This is a genomic window from uncultured Maricaulis sp. (assembly GCF_963975345.1).
Taxonomy (GTDB): Bacteria; Pseudomonadota; Alphaproteobacteria; order Caulobacterales; family Maricaulaceae; genus Maricaulis.
The window spans coordinates 317,586-339,107 of record NZ_CAXBGE010000002.1 but is presented as its reverse complement, the minus strand read 5'-3'; the positions used below and the strand labels follow the sequence as shown (position 1 = coordinate 339,107).

Here is a 21,522-nt window from a genome sequence, read left to right as displayed (position 1 = left end):
CTTCGACAAGCGAGATTACCGGCAATGCGCCCGATCAGGCGCACCAATTCACCGTCGAAATTGCCCTGTCCCGGAAAAGAAACGGTTAACGTCACCGTTGCGAAGCCAGCCCCGCCGGCTCGATTGGGGCCGGCGGGGCTAAGGCTCGAGGCGGTCTGCCTAGTGCAGCGCCGCTTGCTGGCTCTCCATTGCCTGGCGCAGAATTTCGCGCGCCCGGGAGAGCTGGTAGTCCTCGGTCTCCGGCCAATCTGCTGGCGGTTGCTCGATCTCGGCGATATCAGCGTCCGCGCGTTCCGCGCCGGATTCGTTCTCCAGCGCGCCGGGCAGATCGGCTTCCAGCGTTGGGTGAGCGTTTTCAGCCTCGTCTTCGGAGATCGGGAAGGAGCTGATCTGGAGATCGGGCACAATGCCCGTTCCCTGGATCGACCGGCCCGCCGGGGTGTAATAACGCCCGGTCGTCAGGCGCAGTGCGCCGTCACGACCGCCGCGAAGCGGGATGATGGTCTGCACCGAACCCTTGCCGAAACTGGTCATGCCGACCAGTTCGGCGCGTTCGCGATCTTGCAGCGCACCGGCAACGATTTCGGCAGCACTGGCCGAGCCCTCATTGATCAGAACCACGATCGGAGCGCCGTTGAGCCGGTCACCCGGACGCGCATTATAGCGCTGGGTGTCGCGCGGATCGCGATTGCGGGTCGAAACGACCTCGCCGCCATCGAGGAAGACATCCGTCACCCCGATCGCCTGGTCGAGCAGACCGCCCGGATTATAGCGGATATCGAGGATCAGGCCGGGCAGAGGTCCGCCATTTTCCTCTTCCAGATCGGAAATGCCTTCGAGCAGCATTTCCGTGGTGCGCTCATTAAAGCCGGCAATGCGCAGATAGGGAATGCCGTCATCAATGCGGGTGGCGACGGTGCGCAGCGGGATGGTGTCGCGCACCAGCGTGACGTCAAACGGATCTTCGGTGCCGCGCGCAATGGTGATAGTCACCGGCTCGCCAACAGCGCCGCGCATCATTTCGACCGCACTGTCGACGGTGATGCCGATAATGCTGTCGCCGTCGACGGCGATAATGCGGTCATTGGTCCGCAGGCCGGCGCGTTCGGCCGGTGTGTCGCTGATCGGTGAAACAATGGTGATGTATTCGTCGCGCTTGGTCACTTCCATGCCCAGCCCGCCATACTCGCCGCGCGTTGTGACGCGCAGGTCTTCATAGGCATCGGGATTGTGATAGGCGGAGTGAGGGTCGAGCGATGCCAGCATGCCGTCAATCGCGGCTTCGATCAGCGCCGTCTGATCGGTCTCGGTGACGTAGTCGGACTCAATACGGCTCAGCACATCGCCGAACAGCTCAAGCTGGCGGAATGTCTCCGAATGGTCCTCCTGCCGGCCCTCAGCGGCCACACTGATGACCACAGCCCCGAGCGCGAACGCCAGGATTGAAGCGAAGACATTGATGCGCATACCAACTCGCGTCCTTTGTGCGCGAAAGTCCTATCCGGACCGTGCGCCGGATCTGAGCCAAGGCCCGGGATCCATTGCATTACCGTCTCTACGTAGCTCCAGATACAATTCTGGGGCCGTTTGCCCGGCATCGGGCATTGCACCAACCGGTTCGCCTGCCAGAACGCTCTGTCCGGCACTGGCATAGGTTACAGCCATCCCGGACAACACGATATAGTAGCCTTCTCCGACATTAAGGATCAACAGTCCGCCATAAGTACTGAACGGTCCTGCGAACTCAACGCGGGCGTCGAAGGGCGACACTACCTGCGCCTCGCCGCGAGTTCGAATGAAAATTCCTTCAGACGCTGTGCCATCTTCAGCCACATCGGCAAAGCGGCGCACCACTTCGCCGGTCGCGGGCGGCCGCAAGCGACCCCGCGCATCGGCAAAACGCAGGGTCTGCAAGGGTTCGTCGGGGGCACGCGCCGCGACCAGATCGCGCGACGGACGCATATGCGGTGCCGGAATCGTGTCCGGTAATTCGATCCGGCGCGGACTGAGATTCGGCATAACCTCGGCCATATGGGTCAATTCGGTCAGAAGCGAGCGAATCGAACGAGCCCGCTCGCCGGCCGAACTCGACGCCTCAAGGAAGGCGACCGCCTCGTCGCGCCGCCGTGCCTCCAGGCTGCGCCGCTCGGCAATCAGAACCTGCAATTCCAGCCGCTGCGCCGACAGGGCATCTTCGGCACTGGCCAGAACAACGCCCTGGCTCTCGATATCGGCGCGGACTGATCTGAGACGGGCAAGCTGCTGCGACAGGGCCTCGGCCCGCTCCCGCAAGGCTGGCGCGACCTGGGCCATCAAGGAGGCGGCGCGGGCCGCTTGGGCGGCATCGTCGGGGGCGGCCAGGATGGCTGGCGGGGTCTGGGTTTCGATCCGCTGGATGGCGGAGAGGATATCGGTCAGGGATTCGCGCTCGGCGGCCAAGCGGGACAGAATATCCGTCTCCTCGGTACCCAGTTGCGTCAATGCGTTGGTGGCAGCCAAGGCGGCCTGTTCGCTATTGCCAACACGTTGACCCAGCTCGACCAATTGCCTTTGCATCAGCGCGATTTCCGAGGCGACTTCATCAGCCTGTTCGCGCGCGGCCTCGGCGCGGGCCGCCGCCTGGCGCTCTTCCAGTTCCAGCTGTTCCGCGGTTGCCGCATCGGCAGGCACGGGGCCTGCGGGCTGGGCCTGCGACAGCAGGAGGGAGAGGAGGAGAAAATACATCCGCTGACGCTAGCTGCTTCCCGGTTAACGCTTATTCACGATGATAGGGCGTGCCGGCCAGGATCGACACGGCGCGGTAGATCTGTTCGGCGAGCATGACGCGCACCAGCTTGTGCGGCCAGACCGCCGGCCCGAAGGCGAGCATCAGGTCGGGCGCCGGCAACACATCCCGGTCATGACCATCCGCGCCGCCAATGCAGAACACCGCCTCGCGGCAGCCGCCATCGCGCCATTCGCCCAGCTTGCGGGCCAGATCAGGCGATTTGAAGGCCTTGCCGCGCTCGTCCAGCAGCACGAATTTGACATCCGGGCCAAGGCATTCGGCCAAGGCCCGGCTTTCATCGGCTTGTGTTTTGAGATTGCGGTTGTCGATCTGGGTTTCCAACATCGGTCCCAGACCGATGCTGCGTCCCGTGACCGAACAGCGATTGATGTAATCATCGACGAGCTCGCGTTCCGGTCCGGAACGGATACGCCCGATCGCTGCCATGCGAAGCTTCACTCAGACGGCCGCGTCTGCCGAAGATGCCGGCGTTTCCGGATCGACCGACCACATCTTCTCCAGATTGTAGAAGCTGCGCACTTCCGGGCGGAACAGATGGATGACGATATCGCCCGCATCAATCAGCACCCAGTCACAGGTCTGCAAACCCTCGACGCGCGGCTTGACGCGACCGGTTTCCTTGAGGGTATCGATCAGGTGATCGGCGATCGCGCTGACATGGCGCGATGACCGGCCTGACGCGATGACCATGATGTCGGTGACTGAAGACTTGCCGCGAAGATCGATCGCTACAACGTCTTCGGCCTTGTCGTCATCGAGAGTTTCGAGGACTAATGCTTCCATTTCCTCGAGGGGACCGTCTTCTCCGATGACCCGGACGGCTGCAGCCGTTTCTTCCTTGGTCCGGCGCGATGTTTCCGTAGACAGGGCGGGTGTCCTTTCTGACAACCAATACAATCTCGTGCCTATATCACGCTTTCGCGTTTGGTTCGAGCCAATGCAGCGAGAAGAGTTCAGCTGGGTCAGACCAGCTCTGGAGCAGATCGAAGCCGGCCGAGCGGGCCAGAGCCTGGAAGCTCTCCGGCGTGAATTTGTGCGAGTTCTCGGTGTGAAGTCGCTCGCCCTTGGCGAGGGAAAACTCTTGCCCAGAGACTTGAAACCGCTGAGCTTCCAACGCTTCGAGATGCATTTCGATACGGGATTTCTCGGGATTCCAGACCGAAACATGCTGGAGCAGTGCCGGATCGAGCGTGCCGCCAAGCTCCGCATTGATGCGGGCAACCAGGTTCAGGTTGAAGGCCGCGGTGACGCCTTGGGCATCGTCATAAGCAGCTTCGAGCGTCTCAGGTGATTTGACCCGGTCGGCGCCAATCAACACCGCATCGCCTTTGCGCATACCCTTGCGGAAACCAGCCAGCACATCACGCGCGGCGTCAGGTTCGAAATTTCCAATAGTTGATCCCGGAAAGAACAGGATCCGGCGGCCATCCGGCAGAGGCAGATGGTCAAGCGACAGGCCGGTCGTGAAATCGGCGTAGATGGCGCCAATCCGCAGGTCTGGATAATCGCGCGCCAGCTCATCGCAGGCGGCAATGAGATGGTCGCCAGAGATATCAAGCCCGACATAGCCGGCCGGCTGGTCGAGGGCATCGAGCAGTTTTCGGATTTTTACGCTCGAGCCGGAACCCGGCTCAATCACCACTGCGCCCGGGCCGGCACGCCGGGCGAGCTCCGGACCGATCCGGTCGAGCAGGGTCAGTTCGGTCCGTGTCACATAATATTCGGGCAGATCGGTGATCTGGTCGAACAGGGCCGAACCTGCGGCGTCATAGAAGTAAACCGGCGGGATGGATTTCGGTTCCGCCGTCAGCCCGGTCAACACATCGCGCAGGAAATCGCCGGCCGGCGGCTGCTGGTCGTCGAAGAATTCGAGCGCGGCATGAAAGGGGGGTTGGCCGAGGGAGAGGTCGGTCATGAAGAGGCCTGCCTGCTGTGGATCGGAAAGTTCAGGGCCGCGCGCGCAGCGCGGTCGAAGAATGCCAGTCTAACGGTTCTATCAGATAGGTCCACGCGGGTGCCTTTTTTAGAGGCAGCGCAGCAAGGCCCTGTTCACGAACACGTGAGTTCGCATGTAGTCGCACAGCCGGGGCGAGACGGGCCCGGACGGCGTCGTGCGGGCGGGAGATGACGGCAATCGGGAGCGAGGCGAAAATCTGGCGCCACTGGCCCCAGCGGTGGAAGCTCTTGAGATTGTCAGCTCCCATCAGCCAGACAAAGCGCACGCCGGGATAGCGTTGTTGCAGAGCGCGGACGAGGTCGATGGTGCGATTGCTGCCCAGTCGCGCCTCGATATCGCTGACCACCATGCCGGGCCGGTCAGCCAGTGCCGCGACGGCGGCCATCCGGTTGTCCAGTTCGCCGGCGCGGCGGGGTTTCAACGGGTTCTGCGGCGAGACCAGCCACCAGACCCGGTCGAGACCGAGACGTCGTTTTGCAGCTTCAGCGACGTGGAGATGACCCTGATGCGGTGGATCGAACGTGCCGCCGAACAGGCCGACCGTCATGCCGCGCGCCAACGCCTCGCCGCGAAGCGCGGGAGACGGTTTCGGCACGCTGATCAGCCGGCCACGCGTCGTCGGACTGGAGCGGCGTTCAGACATCGAGCCCTCCGATGGCGCCTGCATTGTTGAGCACGATATCGTCGGCATGGATCAGGGCCGCAGCACGCCGGTATCCAAGCAGAGCTTCAATCTCGCTGGTCCTGCGGCCGCATATCCGACGCGCATCGCTGGAAGCATAACCGCTGACGCCGCGCGCTATCACGGCGCCATCCGGCCCGGTAATCCGCACCGCGTCGCCGCGCTCGAAATGCCCGTCGACAGCGATGGCCCCGACTGGCAGGAGCGACTTGCCGGCTCGTAAGGCAGTGGCGGCGCCGGCATCAATGCGGATCTCGCCATTCGGGCTGTTGGCGCCAGCAATCCAGGCGGCACGGGCGCTGACGGCCGATCCGGTCGGGTGGAACCAGCTGCCGCAACCCGCTTGCCGCAAGCGCAGGATGGGCTGCGGTGCCGCACCGGGCCCGATCACCGTGGCGCAGCCCGAGGCCGTGGCGATTTCGGCCGCGAGGACTTTCGAGCGCATGCCGCCCGTACCGACCCCGGTCAGCGCATTGGTGTCGCCCGCCATGGCGTGAATTGCGGTATCGATCCGTTTGATGTCCGGGACAAGTCTTGCATCGGAATGCGTGCGCGGATCGCGGTCGAACAGGCCCTCAATATCCGACAGCAGGACCAGAAGCTCGGCCCCGACCAGTTGGGCAACGCGCGCCGCAAGCCGGTCATTATCGCCATAGCGAATCTCGTCGGTGGCGATAGTGTCATTCTCATTGACCACCGGGATCGCACCGAGATCGAGCAGGGTGTGCAGGGTGGCGCGGGCATTGAGCCAGTGGCGGCGCGATTCGGTGACGTCGAGCGTCAGCAAGGCCTGCGCGGTGGCGCGGCCATGGCGGGCGAAGGCGCGTTCCCATTCGCCAACCAGAACCGGTTGGCCCGCCGCAGCGGCGGCCTGTTTCTGTTCCAGCGTTAGCGACCCTGCGCCGAGGCCCAATCGTGGCCGACCCAGCGCAACGGCCCCGGAGGAAATCAGCACAACACGTTTTTTCTGCCCGGTCAGCGACGCGATATCATCTGCGATCGCGTCGATCACGGACGGGCCCGACTGCAACAGGCTCGATCCGACCTTGACCACAATGCAGCCGGCCGCGTCGAAGCCGGGGCGTGTCACGGCGTCCAGCCTTCCTCGTCGGGTTCAGCGACGCCGGCGCGCACCTGTTGCACGATGCGCCAGGCTTCAGAGCACAACCGCTTCACCCCGTCACCGGAAACACCCGACAGGCGCATGACTTTCTTGCCCGTCGCAGCTTCAAGCAATTTCGCTTTTTCCTCGACGTCTTCGTCGGAAATGGCGTCGGTCTTGTTCAACGCGAGGATTTCGCGCTTTTTGGTGATACCACCGCCATAGGCCGCCAGCTCGTTGCGCACTGTATGATAGGCCTCAACCGGATCCTCTTGGGTGCCATCGATCAGATGAATGATCGAGGCGCAGCGCTCAATATGACCCAGGAAGCGATCACCAATGCCGGCACCCTCATGCGCACCTTCGATCAGGCCGGGAATATCGGCGACGATGAAGCGCGAGCCCGGACCCAGATCGACGACGCCGAGATTGGGATAGAGCGTCGTGAAGGGATAGGCGGCGATCTTCGGATTGGCCTTGGAAACGACGCTGAGAAAGGTCGACTTGCCGGCATTGGGCAGGCCAACCAGGCCGACATCGGCGATCAGTTTCAGGCGCAGCCAGACCCAGCGCTCTTCGCCCGGCCAGCCTGGCGTCGATTTGCGCGGGGCGCGATTGGTCGCCGATTTGAAACGGGCATTGCCCTGGCCGCCATCGCCGCCGCGTGCCAGCAACACGCGCTGGCCCAGCTCGACCATGTCGGCGAGCACTTCTTCCTTGTCCTCGTCGAGGATTTGCGTCCCGACGGGGACATAGAGCACGACCTCTTCGCCGCCCTTGCCGGAGCGGTCACGGCCATGGCCGTGACCGCCGGTATCGCCTTTGAAATGCTGCTTGTAACGATAGTCGATCAGGGTGTTGAGACCCTCAACAGCCTCGGCCCAGACATCGCCGCCCTTGCCGCCATCGCCGCCATCGGGTCCGCCAAATTCGACGAAGGCCTCGCGACGGAATGACATACACCCCGCCCCGCCATTGCCGGAACGGACATAAACTTTAGCCTGGTCGAGAAATTTCATCGGGCCGGTATCGCTTCGCAGTGTGATTGAATTGACCGTCTATATAGGCACTGGCGAGGAAATTCAGTGTTTTTTGCTTTGAGGGCCGTCTGAGCTGCTGATTTGGCGCTGTCCGGACACGGAAAAACTTGCGCCCGACCACCGCCACCCGCTTGAATTGCGGTATGGACACGAAACCCTGCCTGTATGAACCTCAATTCTCTGGATCATGTCCCTGTCCCTGATGAAGCTGACTGACGAATGATGAAACCTGGCCAAGCGCCCAAGCGTCCGTCCAAGAAAACGGAGATGCTGGAACTTCGGGTCTCACCCGAGGAGAAGGCTGCCTTTCTGGACGCCTGCCGCGAACTGGGCCGCTCGGCCAGTGCCGTCATTCGCAAAGCGATGCACGTCGAAATCCGGCGTGTACAGGAAAGAACAGGGAGATTGAAAATGCTTGTAACTATTGGAGCCATGCTGCCCGTTTTGATGCTCGTCGGGACGGAGCCGCAAGTAACCGAGCGGCTTGGGCCGGAATTTCAGGGAGGCTATGAAATCCGGGAGGGCTTTGTCGCACCGGCGCAATGTCCCGGCGATCACGCCATCACGACGGCGCCAAGCTGGCCGACGAGCCCTGAAGGCGTTGCGGGTCAGGTTCCGGAGGATGGAATTCGCGTGTTCCTCACCTTCGACGTCACCGATTCCGGGCGGGTCCGCAATGTGCGCGCCCGGGCACCCGAGGGTTATGAAATCTTCGCGACCTCTGCTGCGGCATCAATGGCAGAATGGTGTTTCCCGCCGGGGGCGGCACGGACCGGTGAGCAACAGGCGTTCGATTTCAAGTGGACGCCTTGAACCTTCCAGAGGTATGAAATTTCAGTGCCCGGACACGAAAACGCTCTGCCCGGGCACATCTTTTCTGGCACAATCCTGATTTGTGAAGACGATCAGGCCTGCCGATGACCAAAGCTGACAAACCCAAACGCCGCCCGTCGAAGAAGACGGAAGCGCTCGAGATCCGGCTCTCCCCCGAGGAGAAATCGGCCTTTCTCGATGCATGCGGGAAAATGGGGCGGTCTGCCAGTGCGGTCATTCGCGATGCGATGCGCGCCTATGCCAATTTCGGCCCAATGGCGCGTCTGCCAGGGAGTCCGATCATGATTATATCTGCCTTTGCCGGCGCCGCACTCGGTGCCTTTGCCCTGATCCAGATCACGCATGCCGCCGATGCACCGCCGCAGGAGCGGCTGTACGGGATGGATGAATTCGCCGCGCTGGACGGGGATTTTGACCGAAGACTGACGCTCGACGAATTTCGCCAAGCGGAGGGTTCGGCGCGCGATATTTTGCGACGGTCGCACGATGGCCGGCAATTCTCTGCCGGACGGACCGGAATGGTGATGGGCATTCTGATCGCCCATGACCTCGACCCAACGCGATTCCTGCGACAGCCTGAAACCGTCAGCACATCGTGCTGGAGCGGCGTGAATGGATATTTCGCCGAATTTCAGGCCCGACGCTTCCAGCACTGGGATCAAGATGGCGATGGTGTGGTTTCGCCCCAGGAGTTCAGCGCCTTGAAACTGGCCGAAATTCGCATGCAGTTCGACGCAAGGGACCGCAATGGCGACGGGATGATCTCCGAACCCGATGATGGACTGCCCGTGCAACAGCCCTCCCGCGAGGCTCTGACAACCGTGCTTGGCCCGGCTCAACCTTCCGCATGGTCCCCAACTACTTGCGATGCCGAGCAGGCATTGCCCCAGCTTTCAACACCGCCCGAACCGGACTCCGAAGCGTTTGAGGACATGGTCATTCAGGCGCAACAAGGTGAGTACCTCGTCTGGGACTTCAATCGTGACGGGATCATTACGTTTGAGGAATATCTCGCCCATCGCTCGTGAACCCTGGCGGCGGCACTACGCCGCCGCCAGATCCATCCTCATTTCCAGGCAATTGGCGCGCGTCAGCCGTCCGAGGCTGAAATGCTCGCTCGCTTCGCCCGTATAGCGAAAGCCGAGCTTTTCCAGCACGCGGCCTGAGGCCGGGTTGTCGTCGTAATGGCCGGCGGTGACGGTCGGGGCGGCTAGCTCATCGCGGGCATAATCGACCAACGCCTGACCGGCTTCGGTCGCGAGGCCGCGGCCCCAGAAAGGCTTGGCGATCCAATAGCCGATTTCCCAATCGCCGTCCGCCGTGCGCCGGAAAATCCCGGCCATGCCGCACATCTCACCGCCATCGGCACCGCGTGTCTGGACGATCAGGTGGCGGTTGGCGGTTTTGTCCCAACCGGCAAGGCGCATCAGGATCCACATTTCCGCCGCCGGCACCGGATAGGGGTGCGGGATCATCATCGTCATTTTCGCGATGTCGTAATCGCCGGCATAGCGGGCGATATCAGGCGCATCCGCCATTTCGGGCGGGCGCAGCAGCAATCTTCTCGTTTCGATCCGCGGACCCATCTTGATCTCCATTGGGCGGCGGGGAGGCAAACAAAAGGGGAGACGGTGGCCCGTCTCCCCTGATGCGCAATTGCGCTGTCGAGCCCCGCTGTATCAGCGACGGCCCGATATGTGCGAACCGTTTATTCTGCGGCGTCTGCGATCGGTTGAACCGATACATAGGCCTTGTTGTTGGCTTTTTTGGCGAAAACCACACGGCCTTCAGTAAGCGCGAACAGGGTATGATCCTTGCCCATGCCGACATTGGCGCCCGGATTCACTTTGGTGCCGCGCTGACGCATAATAATGTTGCCCGGAATGACCACTTGGCCACCGAACTTCTTGACGCCAAGACGGCGACCAGCGGAGTCGCGACCGTTACGGGATGAACCGCCTGCTTTTTTATGAGCCATTGTTAGCCCTCCGTTCCGGAAGCGAGCGCTTTGGCCGCTTCAATCCAGCCATTCTTCTCTGCCTTGGCAGCAACTCCAAGGGCTTCCATGTCGGCCGCCGTCCAAGCCGCGACTTGCGCGAAGGAGGTCACACCGGCTTCATTCAATGTCTTGGCCAGAGCCGGGCCAACGCCCGTCAGCTGGGTCAGATCGTCTTTGGCAGCAGGCGCAGCCTTCTTGGCAGCGGCCTTTTTCGGCGCGGCAGCCTTTGCAGGAGCAGCGGCCTTCGGCGCAGCAGCCTTGGGAGCCGCCTTCGCCTTTGGTGCAGCTTTTGGCGCCTCGACTTCGGCCGGAGCTGCGGTCGTCGTCTTCAGAGCCGTCTTGGCCTTGGTGCCTGGCATCACGATCTCGGCGATGCGCACAATCGTGCCCCACTGGCGGTGGCCTTGGGTGCGGCGGTAATTCTTGCGGCGGCGCTTCTTGAAGACGATGATCTTGCGGGCGCGGTTGGTGTCCAGCAATTCACCGATCACCTGGGCACCATCGATCACGGGCGAGCCGACAGTGATGCCTTCATCACTGCCCAGCATCAGCACAGGACCGAGCGACATTGTGTCGCCGGGCTGGCCTTCGAGCTTTTCGATACGAATTTCGTCGCCGGCTGCGACGCGGTATTGCTTGCCGCCGGTCTTGATCACTGCAAACATGATCTCGGTTTCCTTTGCTCAGCAACGTCCCTCACCGGTTTGCCCGGCATTGGCGTGGCTCTTTTTCTTCACTCCGTATCCCCGGAGCGTTGTTTCAACAATCACCGGCCCGTGCGGCGAACCGTACAGGCAGGAGCGGGCGTTATACGCATGCCAACGCCAGAGTCAACGCGAGCGGTCGGTGAGCCTAGGGGTACATTCCCGGAAATACATCCGGTCGAACCTGGCTTCGGTCGGCGGCGCCAATTGCCTCGACGGCCTCATTGGTCCGGCCCGCCTGCTCTGCCCATTCCGAATCCAGCGTGCAGATGCGCTCGAAGCGGCGCGTCCCGGTGATTTGGATGCGGCGGCAGGTGAAAGTATCGCCATCGGAGACTGCGCCATTGTCGGGCAGGGCGGCGGCGCGTTCAGCGAGTGTCGGTGCGTGTGGTGAAGCGCAAGCGCTGAGCGTCAGAACCGCAGAGCCTGCGATCAGTGCGGCAAGAAACCGGGTCATGGAATTTCCTTTCAATCAAACGTTGTTCAGAATGTGACGAGGACGGGTTGGTGAACAGTTACGAATTGTTAATGTTTCGCCAACTCGCCGCCAGGCTCGCCCTCAAGACTTGCGCTGGCCCGTATGGCGGCGTTGGCAGGGGAGCTGGCATTCTTGCGCCGCCCCCACTTGATTTTCCTGCGGCGCTCGTACAAACAACGCATCCCTGCGGAGAGGTGCCAGAGTGGTCGATCGGGGCGGTCTCGAAAACCGTTGAACCGCGAGGTTCCGAGGGTTCGAATCCCTCTCTCTCCGCCATTTTCCTCGACAATCAAAACTCGTGTCGCCCGCGCCTGACACCGCTAGCGCATGGCGTGATGCTGAGGTCCGCGCTAGGGTCGACAGTGCGCGCCGTTGTTCGAGGACATGCCATGCCAACCACCCCGCAGCAGCATGATGAAGCGGATTCCATCGCCGATGCGATCATCGATGCCGTGGGCCGGCGGATCGTGATGGCGATGCCGCTTGGGCTCGGCAAGCCCAACCATATCGTCAACGCGCTGGTGGCGCGGGCGATGGCGGATCGCGGGTTGGAGCTGACGATTTTTACGGCGCTGACGCTGGAAACACCGCCGCTGGGCAGCGGGTTGGAGCGGCGCCTGCTCGAGCCGGCGATGCAGCGCCTGTTCGGCGCCTATCCACCGCTGAGCTATGCGGCGGCGCTACGCGACGGGTCCTTGCCGGACAATATCCGGGTTGATGAATTCTTCTTCCTCGCCGGGCGCTGGCGCGGTGTGGCGCGGGCGCAGCAGAACTATATCTGCGCCAATTATACCGATGCCCAGCGCTATATTCTTGACCGAGGTGTCAATGTCGTCGGCCAGCTTGTCGCCAAACAGGATGGCGATGCGGGGCCGCTCTACAGTTTGAGCTGCAATCCGGATATCACGCCGGACCTGTTGCAGGCGCGCGCCGAGGGGCGCGCGGATTTCATGTTTGTCGGCCAGGTCAATTCGCAATTGCCCTTCATGGGCGGCGCGTCGGCGCAGGTGGATGCCGGCGAGTTCGCGCACATGCTCGACAGCGAAGCGACGGATTTCGAGCTGTTTTCGGCTCCGAAACGCCCCGTCAGTCTGGCCGAACAGGCGATCGGGCTGCAGGCGGCGCGGCTGGTGCCCGATGGCGGCACCTTGCAGATCGGGATTGGCGCGGTCGGCGATGCCGTCGCCCAGGGACTGATCCTGCGGCAGACCCAGAATGCCGTCTTCGCACCGCTCTCCGCAGCGCTGCATGCCGGCGATTGCGAGGCGCTGGCCTGCGAGGACAAGCCGTTCGAGACCGGCCTTTATGGCAACAGCGAAATGCTGACCGATGGTTTCCTGCAGCTCGAAAAGGCCGATGTGCTCAAGCGCGAGGTTGATGGCGCCGTGTTGCATGCGGCCTTCTTCCTGGAGTGCCGCGATTTCTACACTGCCCTGCGCACCATGCCGGAAGCCCGGCGCAAACGCTTCGAGATGCGTCCCGTCAGCTTCACCAATTCGCTCTATGGCGGCGTCCTCGAGCGGCGGCGGGCACGAACCGATGCACGCTTCATCAATAGTGCCATGATGGTGACCCTGCTCGGCGCGGTGGTGTCCGATGCGACCGGTGACGGCCAAGTGGTCAGCGGCGTCGGCGGTCAGTTCGACTTTGCCGAACAGGCCTTCGCCCTGGAGGGCGCGCGCTTCATCATCACCCTCAATGCGGTGCGCACCTCACGCGGCAAGACGGTGTCGAATATCGTCTGGTCCTATCCCCACACCACCATCCCGCGCCATCGCCGCGATATCGTCATCACCGAGTACGGCATTACAGATCTGCGCGGAAAATCCGATTCCGATGTCATCGCCAATCTGATCAATATCGCCGATAGCCGCTTCCAGGCCGAATTGCTGGCAACTGCAAAGCAGGCCGGCAAGATCGCCGCCGATCATGAAATCCCCGCCGCTTGTCGCAACAACACGCCGGAGCGGGTCCGTGCCACTCTGGCCTCGGCGCGTGCCGCCGGGCATTTGCCGGCCTTCCCCTTCGGCACCGATTTCACCGAGGTCGAGCAGCGCCTACTGCCAGCGCTGGAGCGGATGAAGAACGCCTCGGCCTCACTCGGCTCGATCCTGCGGCTGGCCCTGAAGGGTATGCGGCAAGCCGGGCAGCACGGCATTGATCATGCGGCGCTGGAGCGAATGGGGCTGGACCGGCCAGCCTCGCTGCAGGACCGGCTGTATCGCTGGATGCTGGTGGCTGCGCTCAAGGAGAGTGCTGAGGACTAAACCTTCGGCTCAGGGCCTCACCCCGGCGGCGAGGACCGCATCGGCCAGCTGGCCAATCGCTTCAGGGTCGAGCGTTTCGCTGCGCAGGGTCGCCACCGGATCGGCGCCGTGGTGTTCGCGGGCCCGGTTATAGGCGGCGTCATAATGGGCGGTGATCAGTTCGGCGGCGAGTTCGCGATAATCGCCGGCGGCATGCAATTCGCGCCACTGGGCGATCAGGGTTTTGGCGTGGCGGCTGGCGAGCTGGTCGAGTGAGGCATTGAGCTTGGCGGCATCGCCGGCCAGGTCGGGATAGGCCTCGACCAGATAGGCGGCACGCGCTGGCACCGGGGCTGAAATCGTGATGCGCGGGGCGGCTTTCATCGCGGTCCAGATCCGCGCCGGTAATTGGCGACGCCCGACCATGTTGGATTCCGCTTCAAGATAGATCGGACGGCTCAGGTCCATGCTGCGCAATTGCTCCCAGAGCAGGGTCTCGAAGCGTTTCTGGCTTGGCTGCGGAATGGCGGCGAAATCACCGAAGGCCGAGCCGCGATGTGAGGCCAGGCCTTCCAGATCGATAATTTGGGCGCCGCGGGCGGCGAGTTCGAGCAGGATGGCGGTTTTGGCGGTGCCGGTCTGGCCGTCGATCAGGATGAAGGGCAGCGGCTCGTCCGAATGCTCCAGCTGGGCCACGACTTCACGCCGCCAGGTGCGATAGCCGCCGCGCAGCAGAGTGATCTTCCAGCCCACCGCTGACAGCACCAGCGCCATCGAGCGCGAACGCATGCCGCCACGCCAGCAATACAAAAGCAGGCGCGACTTTTTTGGCAGGCCAGCCAGGGCCGTTTCGAGATGATGGCCGATATTACGGGTCACCAGGGCCGCACCTTCGCGGCGTGCGTCAAAGGTCGAGACCTGCTTGTAGACCGTGCCGACACGGGCGCGCTCATCATCGCTGAGCACCGGCAGATTGATTGCGCCGGGCAGGCGATCCTCGGCAAATTCAGAGGGCGAGCGAACATCGATGACCAGATCGAAGCCGGCCAGACTGTCAGCCTGCGTGTCATCGAGCATCGCGTAATCGGCCATCGGCGCATTATACTCCGTCGCAACGAACCCCGGGCATGGCGACGCGTCATGCCGCCTTGCCAGGATTTCCCATGACCGATCCCACAATGCCGCCCCTGCTGACAAGTCTGGCGCACGGTGGCGGGTGCGGCTGCAAGCTCGACCCGTCGGTGTTGAACCAGATCATCGAGCGCACACCGGGCCTGGCGATGCCGGCCGAATTGATCGTCGACGCGGCGACGCGCGATGATGCGGCGGTGTACCGCTTGGGCGATGATCTGGCGATTGTCGCGACGACGGATTTCTTCACCCCGATTGTCGACGACCCCTATGATTTCGGGCGCATCGCCGCGACCAATGCGCTGTCCGATATCTATGCCATGGGTGCGCGTCCGATCTTCTGCCTCGCCATTGTCGGCATGCCGATTGGCAAATTGCCGCTGGAGACCATCCGCACCATCCTCAATGGCGGTCGCTCGGTCGCTGAGGCGGCCGGCGCACCGATTGCCGGTGGCCATTCCATCGATGCCGCCGAGCCCTTCTATGGCCTGGTGGCGCTGGGGATCGTCCATCCCGACCGGATGTTGACCAATTCCGGTGCCAAGCCCGGCGATGTGTTGATCCTCGGCAAGTCGCTGGGGATCGGAATTTACAGCGCCGCGATGAAGCGCGGGATCATCTCGCCCGAGGACCAGGCGGAAATGATCGCCTCGACCACATTGCTCAACCGGCCCGGTACTGATCTGGCCGCCATTGATGGCGTCCATGCCGTTACCGATGTCACCGGCTTCGGCCTGCTCGGGCATTTGCGTGAAATGTGTGAGGGCAGCGGTGTTGCTGCCGTGCTGACGCGCGACGCGGTGCCGGTCTTCCCTGGCGCGCGGCGTCTGGCTCAGGAGGGTGTGCGCACCGGTGCGTCGGTACGGGTCTGGGCTTCGGTGAAGGATTTCGTGACGCCGCCGGAGAACTGGCCCGATGCCGAGCGCGATCTGCTATGCGATCCGCAGACCAGTGGCGGGCTGCTGGTCTCCTGCGCGCCGCAGCGTGCCGATGAAGTCTTGGCGCTGTTCACGCGGCATGGGCATGAGGCAGCGACGGTGATCGGCCGGATCGAGGCCGGTCAGCCGGGGATTTCGCTGGTCTGATATCTGGGGCTGGGAGCTGGGCCGTCAGGTTCCGCGCTGGTAATCGCCGGACTTTCCGCCCGTCTTCTGCTCCAGCACGATGTCGGATATCCGCATCGATTTATCGAGCGCCTTGGCCATGTCGTAAATCGTCAACGCCGCCACCGAGACTGCCGTCAACGCTTCCATCTCGACGCCGGTGCGGCCGCGCGTCGAAACCTCGGCCCGGATGATGAATTCCGAAGCTTGCGTGCTCGCGCTGATCGCGATCTTCGCCTGGGTGATCGGCAAAGGATGGCAGAGCGGAATCAGGTCAGAGGTTTTCTTGGCCGCCATGATGCCGGCCAGCTCCGCCGTCTTGAGCGCATCGCCCTTGGGCCCCTGACCGTCGCGGATCGCGGCAAAGGCGGTATCGCTCATGGTGATACGGCCGGTCGCGACGGCACGGCGTTCGGTTTCGGCCTTGGCGCCGACATCGACCATGCGGATACGGCCATCAGCGTCCTGGTGGGTGAGTTTGGCGCTCATCATCAACGCTCCGTCAGGCGGGGGATCATTTCGACCAGATTGCACGGGCCATGATTGCGGTCGAATTCGGCTTTGAGAATATGGTTCCACGCATCCTTGCAGCCGCCCATTGAGCCGGGAATGGCGAACAGATAGGTGCCGCCGGCAATCCCGGCGGTGGCGCGCGACTGGATCGTCGACACGCCAACCGATTGGAAGCTGACCTGGTGGAAGACGGCGGCGAAACCCTCCATCTCCTTCTCATAGATCGGCTTGAAAGCTTCCGGCGTGACATCGCGGCCGGTCAGGCCGGTACCGCCCGTGGCGATCACGGCGTGAATGGCCGCATTGGCGATCCAGGTTTGGAGCTGCGCCTGGATGGCGCCGATATCATCGGTGACGATGGCATGATCGATCACGTCATGGCCCTCGCCGGTGATCTGTTCGCGCAGCCAGGGGCCGGTCTTGTCGGTCTTGCTGTCGCGGCTGTCGGAGACGGTCATGACGGCGAAGCCGACGCGCTCGGGAATGGGGGTCATGCGGTCAACTCCTTGCTACCGGCCAGCCAGGCCGCTGCGGCTTCATCATCGCCGGCGCGCGGCTCGACCCAGTGCGAGCCGGTGGCGGTATATTCGCGTTTCCAGAACGGCGCCTGGGTCTTGAGAATATCGATCATGAAGCCGGTCGCCTCCAGCGCCGCCCGGCGGTGCGGTGCGGCGGCGGCGACAAACACGATCGGCTCGCTGATCTCCATCCGCCCGACCCGGTGCACGATCATCGCCGCGCCGAGCGACCAGCGTTGCACGGCCGCGTCGGCAATACGGCCCAGCGCCTGCTCGGTGACGCCGGGATAATGCTCCAGCTCCAGCGCGACCAGATCATCACCGCCGCGCACTTGGCCGACAAAACTGGCAATGGCGCCGCAGCGGGAATCCTGGCCGGTGAGCGCATTGGTCAGCGCGCCCGGATCAAACGGCTCCGTTTGAACCCTGACCGAAACCGCCATGGCTAGCCTCCCGAAAACGGGGGACAGAAAGCGATGGTATCACCATCGCGCAAGGCCTGGCTGCGCGGCGCGATCTCGTCATTGATGATCAGGCGCACCGAGGGTTCGGTCAGCGCCAGCGCCGCCGGATCGCGGGAGATCAACCAGGCGACCAGTGCGTCGCCCGTCTTGCCCGCACCGTGATCAACGGATTGTTCAGCCATGCCCATCCTGTCGCGCAGGGCGGCGAAATAGCGGATATTGAGGGCCATTGTTCAGCCTCCGGTATGGGCCATGGTGCGCTCGACCTTGGTCGCGGCCCCGACGGAGACGTCGAAATCATGCGCCTGCGGCTTCAGCGCCATCGCCTCGTCGAGCAGGGCGTCGACAGCGGCCATCCCGCCTTCGCGCAAAGCGGCGCGCAGATCGAGGCGGCCATTGCGGCCCAAACACATATAGAGCTGGCCGGTACAGGTCAGACGGACCCGGTTGCAGCCGGCGCAGAAATTCTCGGTCAAAGGCGTGATCAGACCCAGCCGGCCACCCGTCTCCTCGATGCGGTGATAGCGCGCCGGTCCGCCGGTATTGTCGGTCAGCGGGGTCAGCGTCCATGTCCGCTCAAGATCGGCCCGCACCTGTTCCAGCGACAGGAATTGATCAGAGCGCGCCGCGTCGACCTCGCCCAGCGGCATGATCTCGATCAGGGTCAGATCGAAGCCGCGGCCATGGGCCCAGCTGATCAGTTCGCGCAGCGAGTGCTCGTTATCATCCTTGAGGGCGACGGTATTGATCTTGATCTTCAGCCCGGCAGCATCCGCCGCATCAATCCCGGCCAACGTATCGGCCAACCGGCCGCCGCGTGTCAGCCGCGAGAACGTCGGCTCGTCCAGCGTATCAAGCGAGACATTGACCCGCTTGATGCCGGCGGCGACCAGATCGCCGGCAAAGCGTGGCAATTGGGTCGCATTGGTGGTCAGACAAATCTCGTTGAGCGCGGTCGTGTCGAGGCGGGCACCGAGATTTTCGATCAACGTCATCACATCGCGCCGCACCAGCGGCTCACCGCCGGTGACGCGGATCTTGGTCACACCGCGCGCGATAAAGGCGTCGCTCAACTGGGTCAGCTCTTCGAGGCTGAGAAGCTCCGACTTGGGCAAAAACTCCGGCCGCGCCTTCATGCAATAGACACAGCGCAAATCGCAGCGGTCTGTCACCGACAGACGCAGATAGGTGATGTGACGCCCGAAATGGTCGATCAGCGGGCGGGCTTGCGGTACCGTTATCGTGCCGTCCACGGAATTTCCTGTCCTGTCAGTCCAATTGCAATTCTTGACAAACATCAAAAACCGCCACGTGGCGAGGCGGCGTCTGGTCGCAGTCTAACGCGAACTGGGGCAGCACGCGAACGGGGAGATGTGTGGGTGGCGGAAATGTGATGTGAAGGCGGGTTTTACCCAGCGCCCCGTCACGCAGACGCGGGCCTGTTTCCGGCGGCATCAATGATCATGTCGCCGTCTTCCTTGAAGACGGGGCCCGGCGGCCAGCGGTCCAACAGATCGAGGATCGCTTCGCTGGGACGGCAGAGCGCGGTGCCCTTTGACGTGACAACGATCGGCCGGTTGACCAGCACCGGATGGGCGAGCATGGCTTCGAGCAAGCTTTCGTCATCAACCGACGGATCGAGCAGGCCGAGTTCGGCGGCGGGAGATTTGGTTTCGCGCAGCGCCGAGCGGGGCGTCAATCCGGCCGTCGCCAGCAGGGCCTTGAGTTGGTCACGCTGCCAGCCAGTGGTCAGGTAGTCGATCACTTCGACCTGGTATCCAGCCGCTTCAATCACCGCGAGAACATTGCGCGAAGTGGCGCAGGCCGGGTTGTGATAGATCGTCACGGCCGTCATCGGGTGGCTCCGGGAAAATGCCCCCGTGTCCGATTGGCGAAGGCGACCAGCGAAAGCATTACCGGCACTTCGACCAGCACGCCGACCACTGTCGCCAGGGCCGCGCCGGAATTGAGCCCGAAGAGCGAGATGGCCACCGCGACAGCGAGTTCGAAGAAATTCGAGGTGCCGATCATGGCGCAGGGCGCGGCGACATTGTGCGGGATTTTCCACGCCCAGGCGGCGCCATAGGCGAGCGCGAAAATGCCGTAGGACTGGATCAGGATCGGGACCGCAATCAGGGCGATGATCAGCGGCCGTTCCAGGATCACCTGACCCTGGAAGCCGAACAGCAGCACCACGGTCAAAAGCAGGCCGGCGATCGAGAAGGGTTTGATCCGGTCGGTGAAGGCGGTGACGGCAGCGGGGCCGCCGCGCCGGATCAGCGCCTGGCGCGTTGCCAGTCCGGCCAGCAGCGGGATCACGACATAGAGCCCGACGGAGATCAGCAATGTCTCCCACGGCACCGCGATATCGGTGACGCCGAGCAGGAAGGCGACCAGCGGTGCGAAGACGAAGACCATGATGGTGTCATTCACGCTGACCTGGGCCAGGGTATAGGCCGGATCGCCCTTGGTCAGTTGCGACCAGACGAAGACCATCGCCGTGCAAGGCGCGGCTCCGAGCAGGATCAGGCCGGCGATATAACCTTCCGCCTCCGCCGCCGGGATCAGGCCGGCGAAAACATGCTTGAAGAACAGAACGCCGAGCGCGGCCATGGTGAAGGGCTTGATCAGCCAATTGACCACCAGGGTGAGGATCAGGCCTTTCGGTCGGTCAGCAACCTGTTTCAGGCTGGCCAGCTCGACCCCGATCATCATCGGCCAGACCATCGCCCAGATCAGGATCGCGACGGCGAAATTGACCTGGGCATATTCAAAATCAGCCAGGGCTGAGAACAGGCCCGGCGACATTTGGCCGAGCCCGATCCCGATCACGATGGCGAGCGCCACCCAGACCGAGAGATAGCGTTCGAACAGGCCCATCAGCAGCAGGCGCCCTTGGTTTCGGTTTTGGGGGCGCAGCAGGCGGCGGTTTCGGCGACGGCCATCCCGGTCGCGGTGCGGGCCGGCTGGACCTCGCCCTCGCCGCCATAGACGGCGCTGTCGCCGACGGTGTGGAAGACTTCCCACGCCACGCCCGACGGGTCTGTGATCCAGCTCTTCTCCGATTTGGCATAGCAGCAGGTGGTTGCGCCCTCTTCGAGCACCGGGGCACCGGCGTTCGACAGGCGTTGATAGACCTCGGCGAGTTCGCCGCCATCCTCGGCCTGGATGCCGAGATGTTCGATGCCGGTCTTGGCGCCGCGGGCGCTGATCGCGAAATTGACGCGCGGATCGTCGAGCATCCATTTGGCGTAATCGGGCTTCTCGACCGTCGGATCGGTGGCGAACAGGGTCGAGTAGAAGTGGATTGATTGCGCCAGGTCTTCAACGGCGACGTGAACATGCAGGCGTTTCATGAGCAGGCTCCATGTTGGTTGGGTTGGCAGGTGCTGCGGCGGGCGGCGTCGGCAACGGGTTGGCAGACGCCGGCATTTCCCTGGCAGCAATCCTCGACCAGATAGACGAGCAATTCGCCCATATGGTCGAACTGGGCGGAGTAGACGATTGAGCGGCCCTCGCGCCGGCTGGTCGCCAGACCGGCCTGGGTCAGCACGTTGAGTTGGGCCGAGAGCGTATTGGGGGCCACATCAAGCGCGCGGGCGATCTCTCCGGCTGGCAAGCCATCATGGCCAGCCCGAACGAGCAGGCGGAAGACGGCGAGCCGGCCCGGCTGGGCCAGGGCGGAGAGGCGGAGGACGGCAAGGTTTATTTCCATATTTCAACGATAATTGAACTAATATCGACGCGCAAGCGCAAAATATCACAGAGGCTACGGGTTCTCCGCCGGTGTGCCTCAAGATTGGACTTTGGATTTTCGGCGCATCTGTGTATCCGTCAATCTGTCGCCAAAGCGGAAATTGACGCGTTGAGTCCTGCGATCTTCAACCCGGACAGGTGGGCGCGAAGACTGCAAGACCCACACTTGCGCCGCCCGCATCCTGTCCGGGATTGAAGCTGCCGTGT

The 21,522-nt window shown here is 63.0% G+C and carries 26 protein-coding genes and 1 tRNA gene; 5 read left to right on the top strand and 22 right to left on the bottom strand.

The window, feature by feature from the left end; genetic code table 11:
* Positions 1 to 159 precede the first annotated feature (159 nt).
* The 8 genes from AAC029_RS03220 to obgE all read right to left on the bottom strand — a co-directional run bounded on the left by AAC029_RS03220 (position 160) and on the right by obgE (position 7,548).
* The gene (locus tag AAC029_RS03220) at positions 160 to 1,467 is read right to left on the bottom strand and encodes a S41 family peptidase (RefSeq protein WP_339743880.1); all 1,308 of its coding nucleotides are present in this window, start codon (positions 1,465 to 1,467) and stop codon (positions 160 to 162) included.
* A 30-nt stretch (positions 1,468 to 1,497) separates the two neighbouring features.
* Entirely contained in the window at positions 1,498 to 2,724 is a 1,227-nt protein-coding gene (locus AAC029_RS03215) for a peptidoglycan DD-metalloendopeptidase family protein (protein ID WP_339743878.1), read from the bottom strand.
* Between the two features lie 31 nt (positions 2,725 to 2,755).
* Positions 2,756 to 3,214, bottom strand: a complete 459-nt coding sequence (gene rlmH, locus AAC029_RS03210; protein ID WP_339743876.1) for a 23S rRNA (pseudouridine(1915)-N(3))-methyltransferase RlmH — start codon at positions 3,212 to 3,214, stop codon at positions 2,756 to 2,758.
* A 12-nt stretch (positions 3,215 to 3,226) separates the two neighbouring features.
* On the bottom strand, positions 3,227 to 3,571 hold the full coding sequence (gene rsfS, locus AAC029_RS03205; protein WP_339743874.1) for a ribosome silencing factor: 345 nt from the start codon (positions 3,569 to 3,571) through the stop codon (positions 3,227 to 3,229).
* A 127-nt stretch (positions 3,572 to 3,698) separates the two neighbouring features.
* Positions 3,699 to 4,703 (bottom strand): L-histidine N(alpha)-methyltransferase, encoded by a 1,005-nt coding sequence (gene egtD / locus AAC029_RS03200; protein WP_339743872.1) that lies wholly within the window; start codon positions 4,701 to 4,703, stop codon positions 3,699 to 3,701.
* Between the two features lie 31 nt (positions 4,704 to 4,734).
* The gene (locus AAC029_RS03195) at positions 4,735 to 5,388 is read right to left on the bottom strand and encodes a nicotinate-nucleotide adenylyltransferase (RefSeq protein WP_339743870.1); all 654 of its coding nucleotides are present in this window, start codon (positions 5,386 to 5,388) and stop codon (positions 4,735 to 4,737) included.
* A complete protein-coding gene (proB, locus tag AAC029_RS03190) occupies positions 5,381 to 6,517 on the bottom strand; it encodes a glutamate 5-kinase (RefSeq protein ID WP_339743868.1) in 1,137 nt (378 codons plus the stop codon). The genes AAC029_RS03195 and proB overlap by 8 nt, the downstream gene beginning before the upstream one ends.
* Positions 6,514 to 7,548, bottom strand: a complete 1,035-nt coding sequence (gene obgE / locus AAC029_RS03185; protein ID WP_339743866.1) for a GTPase ObgE — start codon at positions 7,546 to 7,548, stop codon at positions 6,514 to 6,516. Before obgE ends, proB begins: the two co-directional genes overlap by 4 nt.
* Positions 7,549 to 7,788: 240 nt before the next feature.
* Between obgE and AAC029_RS03180 the strand changes: the two genes are divergently transcribed.
* A complete protein-coding gene (locus AAC029_RS03180) occupies positions 7,789 to 8,382 on the top strand; it encodes a hypothetical protein (RefSeq protein WP_339743864.1) in 594 nt (197 codons plus the stop codon).
* 104 nt (positions 8,383 to 8,486) lie between these two features.
* A complete protein-coding gene (locus AAC029_RS03175; protein WP_339743862.1) occupies positions 8,487 to 9,431 on the top strand; it encodes a hypothetical protein in 945 nt (314 codons plus the stop codon).
* Positions 9,432 to 9,446: 15 nt separating this feature from the next.
* Here AAC029_RS03175 and AAC029_RS03170 read toward each other — a convergent pair whose 3' ends face one another.
* The 4 genes from AAC029_RS03170 to AAC029_RS03155 form a co-directional block, all read right to left on the bottom strand.
* The gene (locus AAC029_RS03170) at positions 9,447 to 9,989 is read right to left on the bottom strand and encodes a GNAT family N-acetyltransferase (protein ID WP_339743860.1); all 543 of its coding nucleotides are present in this window, start codon (positions 9,987 to 9,989) and stop codon (positions 9,447 to 9,449) included.
* A 122-nt stretch (positions 9,990 to 10,111) separates the two neighbouring features.
* On the bottom strand, positions 10,112 to 10,381 hold the full coding sequence (gene rpmA, locus AAC029_RS03165; protein WP_339743858.1) for a 50S ribosomal protein L27: 270 nt from the start codon (positions 10,379 to 10,381) through the stop codon (positions 10,112 to 10,114).
* 2 nt (positions 10,382 to 10,383) lie between these two features.
* A complete protein-coding gene (locus tag AAC029_RS03160) occupies positions 10,384 to 11,067 on the bottom strand; it encodes a 50S ribosomal protein L21 (RefSeq protein ID WP_339743856.1) in 684 nt (227 codons plus the stop codon).
* Positions 11,068 to 11,254: 187 nt separating this feature from the next.
* Positions 11,255 to 11,563, bottom strand: coding sequence for a hypothetical protein (locus AAC029_RS03155; RefSeq protein WP_339743854.1), 309 nt, complete (start codon positions 11,561 to 11,563; stop codon positions 11,255 to 11,257).
* A 209-nt stretch (positions 11,564 to 11,772) separates the two neighbouring features.
* Between AAC029_RS03155 and AAC029_RS03150 the strand changes: the two genes are divergently transcribed.
* Positions 11,773 to 11,860: transfer RNA gene (locus AAC029_RS03150), tRNA-Ser, on the top strand.
* A 113-nt stretch (positions 11,861 to 11,973) separates the two neighbouring features.
* On the top strand, positions 11,974 to 13,851 hold the full coding sequence (locus AAC029_RS03145; protein ID WP_339743852.1) for an acetyl-CoA hydrolase/transferase C-terminal domain-containing protein: 1,878 nt from the start codon (positions 11,974 to 11,976) through the stop codon (positions 13,849 to 13,851).
* A gap of 9 nt (positions 13,852 to 13,860) precedes the next feature.
* Here the strand turns inward: AAC029_RS03145 and mnmH are convergent, their stop codons facing one another.
* A complete protein-coding gene (gene mnmH / locus AAC029_RS03140) occupies positions 13,861 to 14,922 on the bottom strand; it encodes a tRNA 2-selenouridine(34) synthase MnmH (protein WP_339743850.1) in 1,062 nt (353 codons plus the stop codon).
* Positions 14,923 to 14,993: 71 nt separating this feature from the next.
* Here mnmH and selD point away from each other — a divergent pair, with 71 nt between their 5' ends.
* The gene (gene selD, locus AAC029_RS03135; RefSeq protein WP_339743848.1) at positions 14,994 to 16,046 is read left to right on the top strand and encodes a selenide, water dikinase SelD; all 1,053 of its coding nucleotides are present in this window, start codon (positions 14,994 to 14,996) and stop codon (positions 16,044 to 16,046) included.
* A 24-nt stretch (positions 16,047 to 16,070) separates the two neighbouring features.
* On the opposite strand, the gene moaC is transcribed toward selD, so the two are convergent.
* The 9 genes from moaC to AAC029_RS03090 all read right to left on the bottom strand — a co-directional run bounded on the left by moaC (position 16,071) and on the right by AAC029_RS03090 (position 21,274).
* A complete protein-coding gene (gene moaC / locus AAC029_RS03130; protein WP_339743902.1) occupies positions 16,071 to 16,553 on the bottom strand; it encodes a cyclic pyranopterin monophosphate synthase MoaC in 483 nt (160 codons plus the stop codon).
* A 2-nt stretch (positions 16,554 to 16,555) separates the two neighbouring features.
* Positions 16,556 to 17,071, bottom strand: coding sequence for a molybdenum cofactor synthesis domain-containing protein (locus tag AAC029_RS03125; protein WP_339743846.1), 516 nt, complete (start codon positions 17,069 to 17,071; stop codon positions 16,556 to 16,558).
* Positions 17,068 to 17,538, bottom strand: coding sequence for a molybdenum cofactor biosynthesis protein MoaE (locus tag AAC029_RS03120; protein WP_339743844.1), 471 nt, complete (start codon positions 17,536 to 17,538; stop codon positions 17,068 to 17,070). Before AAC029_RS03120 ends, AAC029_RS03125 begins: the two co-directional genes overlap by 4 nt.
* Before the next feature lie 2 nt (positions 17,539 to 17,540).
* Positions 17,541 to 17,789, bottom strand: a complete 249-nt coding sequence (locus AAC029_RS03115; protein ID WP_339743842.1) for a MoaD/ThiS family protein — start codon at positions 17,787 to 17,789, stop codon at positions 17,541 to 17,543.
* A gap of 3 nt (positions 17,790 to 17,792) precedes the next feature.
* Complete coding sequence (gene moaA / locus AAC029_RS03110) at positions 17,793 to 18,812, bottom strand: GTP 3',8-cyclase MoaA (RefSeq protein WP_339743840.1); 1,020 nt, start codon at positions 18,810 to 18,812, stop codon at positions 17,793 to 17,795.
* Between the two features lie 170 nt (positions 18,813 to 18,982).
* The gene (gene arsC, locus AAC029_RS03105; protein WP_339743838.1) at positions 18,983 to 19,414 is read right to left on the bottom strand and encodes an arsenate reductase (glutaredoxin); all 432 of its coding nucleotides are present in this window, start codon (positions 19,412 to 19,414) and stop codon (positions 18,983 to 18,985) included.
* Positions 19,411 to 20,439 (bottom strand): ACR3 family arsenite efflux transporter, encoded by a 1,029-nt coding sequence (gene arsB, locus AAC029_RS03100; RefSeq protein WP_339743836.1) that lies wholly within the window; start codon positions 20,437 to 20,439, stop codon positions 19,411 to 19,413. Before arsB ends, arsC begins: the two co-directional genes overlap by 4 nt.
* Entirely contained in the window at positions 20,439 to 20,915 is a 477-nt protein-coding gene (locus AAC029_RS03095) for an ArsI/CadI family heavy metal resistance metalloenzyme (protein ID WP_339743834.1), read from the bottom strand. Before AAC029_RS03095 ends, arsB begins: the two co-directional genes overlap by 1 nt.
* On the bottom strand, positions 20,912 to 21,274 hold the full coding sequence (locus AAC029_RS03090) for a metalloregulator ArsR/SmtB family transcription factor (protein WP_339743832.1): 363 nt from the start codon (positions 21,272 to 21,274) through the stop codon (positions 20,912 to 20,914). Before AAC029_RS03090 ends, AAC029_RS03095 begins: the two co-directional genes overlap by 4 nt.
* Positions 21,275 to 21,522 lie beyond the last annotated feature (248 nt).